This window comes from Mycobacterium sp. TH-M116 (genome assembly GCF_057473685.1).
Genome location: NZ_JBYCLC010000210.1, coordinates 1 through 3,980 on the forward strand (window position 1 = coordinate 1; position 3,980 = coordinate 3,980).

At 64.5% G+C, this 3,980-nt stretch carries 3 protein-coding genes and 1 pseudogene; all 4 read left to right on the forward strand.

Features of this window, described 5'->3' with window-relative positions:
• Positions 1-234: hypothetical protein (locus AC2VOK_RS10650; protein ID WP_428900436.1), on the forward strand; the 234-nt coding region annotated here is incomplete at its 5' end.
• Positions 235-293: 59 nt separating this feature from the next.
• Positions 294-1,304 carry an FAD-binding oxidoreductase gene (locus tag AC2VOK_RS10655; RefSeq protein WP_428900437.1) on the forward strand — a complete coding sequence of 337 codons (1,011 nt, stop codon included), beginning with the start codon at positions 294-296 and terminating at the stop codon, positions 1,302-1,304.
• Between the two features lie 135 nt (positions 1,305-1,439).
• Positions 1,440-3,767: a nitric-oxide reductase large subunit gene (locus tag AC2VOK_RS10660; RefSeq protein ID WP_428900438.1), complete on the forward strand. Its 2,328-nt coding sequence runs from the start codon at positions 1,440-1,442 to the stop codon at positions 3,765-3,767.
• Between the two features lie 3 nt (positions 3,768-3,770).
• Positions 3,771-3,980 (forward strand): annotated as a pseudogene (locus tag AC2VOK_RS10665) (hypothetical protein); the annotation flags it as partial.

Sequence of the window (3,980 nt, forward strand, 5' to 3'; positions counted from 1 at the left end):
TTCGACTGCGAGGTCAACGACCTGCCGCTGAGCCTGTTCGTCTCCTGGTTCGAGCAGAAGGCCGCCGCGGTGTTGCTGACCCTGCTGTCGCTGGGAATCCGCAACATCCGTCTGGGGCCGACACTGCCGGCATTCCTGAGCCCCGCCGTGGTCGAAATCCTCGTCGAGCAGTTCGCGCTCAAACCCATCGGCGATCCCACCCGGGATCTGGCCGAGGCGATGGCAGGCGCATGATGACCGACGTCATGGCCACGACGGTTGACACCGAATTGTCCTGCCACAAAGTTGTTTTGGTGACCACAGATGGTGACGAGTCGCCTTTTCGCTGCGATTCGCAGACCACAGTTCTCACCGCCGCCGAGGCAGCGGGGCTGGTGTTGAAGTCAACCTGCCGCACCGGCGGGTGTGGGGCATGTTCGGCCGTGCTCGCCGACGGGCAGGTGGACATGGGTACACACGACCCGGGTGTCCTCGAAGTCCCCGAGAGCGAGAACGGGATCCTGTTGTGCCGCAGCTTCCCCCGTGGCGACTGCAGGATCGATCTGCCCTATGACCGAAACGAGATCGTGCTCGCACCGCCGACACAGCATCAGGCCCGGATCACCGGCCTGGAACGGGTCGGCAACGCCGTGATGCACGTGAAAGTCGTGCTGTCGGCCGGACCCGACGGTCCATCATCGGCGGATTTCGACTCAGGCCAATTCGTGCGACTCACCGTCCCGGGCTGCGACGCCCGGCGCGCCTACTCGCCGGCCAACGTCGCCAACTGGGATGGCGAGCTGGACTTCTATATTCGGCTGTTGCCCGGCGGGCTGATGTCGACCTATCTCACGCAGAAGGCAGCAGTGGGCGATGTGCTCACCGTCTCCGGTCCGCAAGGGTCATTCACGCTGGCCGAGAACGGCCTTCGGCCCCGCTGGTTCCTCGCCGGCGGCACCGGAATATCGCCGATACTGTCGATGCTGCGCCGAATGGCCGAGTGGGGCGACCCCCAGCCGACACGTCTGTTCTTCGGTCTCACCCACCACACCGAAGTCTTCGCCCACGACGAACTCCGGGAACTCGCCGACGCGATGCCCGGCTTTCGGGCCGACACCGTGGTCTGGCACCCAGATCCCCGGTGGCCGGGCACCACCGGCAATCCTGTCGATCTCGCTGCGGCCGAGTTGAATCTGCTCGGCGAAAGTCCCGACGTCTACGTGTGCGGACCGCCGCCCATGATCGAGGCCGCCTACGCCGTGCTCACCGCGGCCGGTGTGCCGCGCGGACAGATTTATGCCGAAACGTTTGTCACCACGGCCTGAAACCCTGTTGAGGCAGCGATATCGACGCCCGGACAGCCACTGGTGGTTCTCATCGAATGCCAATCCGAGTACCGTGTTTTCGTCGCGTTCCGCATACCAGCCGATAGATCACCCCTCGCGAAAGAGGTCATCGCCATGGCAGCACAGTCGACACCGTCATCACCGACCGATCAGTCATCGCCGCAGCCGTTGGTCGGGAGAGGATGGATTCAGGGCGTCGCCCTGGTCATGATCTTCGGCTTTTTGGTGATGGGCATTCTGGCCTACCGCACCTACTCGGCGTCCATGCCGCTGCCGGACAAGGTCGTCAGCGAATCGGGGCAGCTCCTGTTCACCGGCGATGACATCACCCGGGGCCAGGAGATCTACCAGGCCCGCGGACTGATGGAGTACGGGTCGGTGCTCGGCCACGGCGCCTACCTCGGACCCGATTACACCGCCGAATACCTTCGGCGGGCCACCGACGACGTCGCTGATCAACTGCGCGCGCGGGGAGCGAAAGATCCCCGGGACCGGGTGGTCACCGAATTCCGGACCAACCGCTACAACCCGGCCACCAAGACACTGGTGTTGACCGCCCGACAGGCGGCCGCATTCGACCACATCCGAAACTATTACGCGGCCTATTTCGGGGAGAAGTCCACCAAATACGGACTATTGCCGCAGATGATCACCGACAAGGCGCAGATCCGCGACCTGACGGCGTTTTTCGCGTGGACGGCGTGGGCGGCGGCGGCCGAGCGCCCGGGCCACAAGTACAGCTACACCAATAACTGGCCGGCCGAGTCCCGCGTGGACAACGGTCCGACGGCTCCGGTGATCGTGTGGTCAGCGCTGTCGCTGATCGCGTTGCTGGGCGGCATCGGAATCATGTTCGCGGTCTACGGGCGCTGGAGCCAAAAGGTGGGCTGGCGCAGCGCCGAGGCTTCCACGCTGTCATTCCGCCAACCCGGCGAGGTGGGCCTGACGCCGGCCCAGCGAGCCACCATCTGGTTCTTCGCGATCGTGTCGTTACTGTTTTTGGCGCAGACGCTGCTGGGAGCGGCCACTGAGCACTACCGGGCGGACTTGTCGACGTTCTTCGGCCTGGATCTGGCCCGGGTGCTGCCCTACAACCTGGCCCGCACCTGGCATGTGCAGTTGTCACTGTTCTGGACCGCGGCCGCGTTTCTGGCGGGCGGCATCTTCCTGGTGCCCTTCATCGCCCGCCGCGAGCCGCGCCGCCAAGGTGTTCTGGCCTACGTGCTGCTGGGCGCGGTCGCGTTGGTGGTGTTCGGCTCCCTGATCTGTGAGGCACTGTCCATCTATGGAGTGATCCCGCACGGTTCGATGTTCTCCCAGCAGTGGGAGTATCTCGACCTGCCGCGGCTCTGGCAGATCCTGCTGATCGTCGGCATGTTCGTGTGGATCGCCATCATCTGGCGCGGCATGCGCGCCAGGCTCAAAGGCGAGTCGAAGATGAACATGCCGTGGCTGCTCTTCTTCTCCGGCCTGGCGATCCCGGCCTTTTACACCGTCGGGCTACTGGCCGGCAGCGGCACCCACTACAGCGTCGCCGAATTCTGGCGGTTCTGGGTGGTGCACCTGTGGGTCGAGGACTTCCTCGAACTGTTCACCACCGTGATGGTGGCCTACATGTTCGTGCTGCTGGGTGTGGTGCGCGAACGGATAGCGCTGGGCGTGATCTTCCTCGATGTGATCCTGTATTCCGCCGGCGGCGTCATCGGCACCATGCACCACCTGTACTTCTCGGGCACCCCGGTGGAACACATGGCGCTGGGAGCGTTCTTCTCCGCCGCCGAGGTCATCCCGTTGACCTTCCTGACCGTGGAGGCCTGGGCTTTCTTGCAGCTGGGCGCGCGTCAACAATCCGGCGACGCCGCACCCTTCCCGCATCGCTGGGCGGTCATGTTCCTCGTTGCCGTCGGTTTCTGGAACTTCCTGGGCGCGGGCATCTTCGGATTCCTGATCAACCTCCCGATCGTGTCCTACTACGAGATCGGCACCGCACTGACGGCCAACCACGCGCACGGCGCGATGATGGGCGTCTACGGCATGCTGGCCGTCGGCCTGGCGATGTTCGCATTCCGCTACGTGATCCCGGCCGACAAATGGCCGGAGAAATGGGCGCGACTTTCGTTCTGGTGCCTGAACATCGGTCTGGCCTGGATGGTGTTCGTCACCCTGTTGCCGCTGGGTGTGTTGCAGCTCTACCACTCGGTCAGCGACGGCTACTTCGAGGCGCGGTCGCTGGGTTACATCACCAGGCCCGGCAACGCGGTGATCGAATGGCTGCGAATGCCCGGTGATCTGATCTTCATCCTCGGCGGTGTGTTGCCATTTGTCTGGATAGCCTGGACTGCGCTGCGCAACTTCCGCTCCGGTTCGACGGTTCAGGAGCTGCCCGATCACCCGCTCTACACCGAGTCGCAGACCAGCGACAACGTGCCCGTGAAGGATTGATCAGTGGCTCAGCCGGCTACCTCGGTGTGGCTGATCGCCGGGTATTCACTGGCTCTGGTGGCCATCGGGTGGAGTTTCGACTCGATGGCGCGGCGGGCCTCGGAGCGCGCGGCCCGCTGGCGCACGGGACGATTCGCCTATCGGCCCGACCACGACGCCTGGGTATGCCCCCAGGACCACTGGCTGTGGCCGAGCTCGTTCGATCCGCACCAC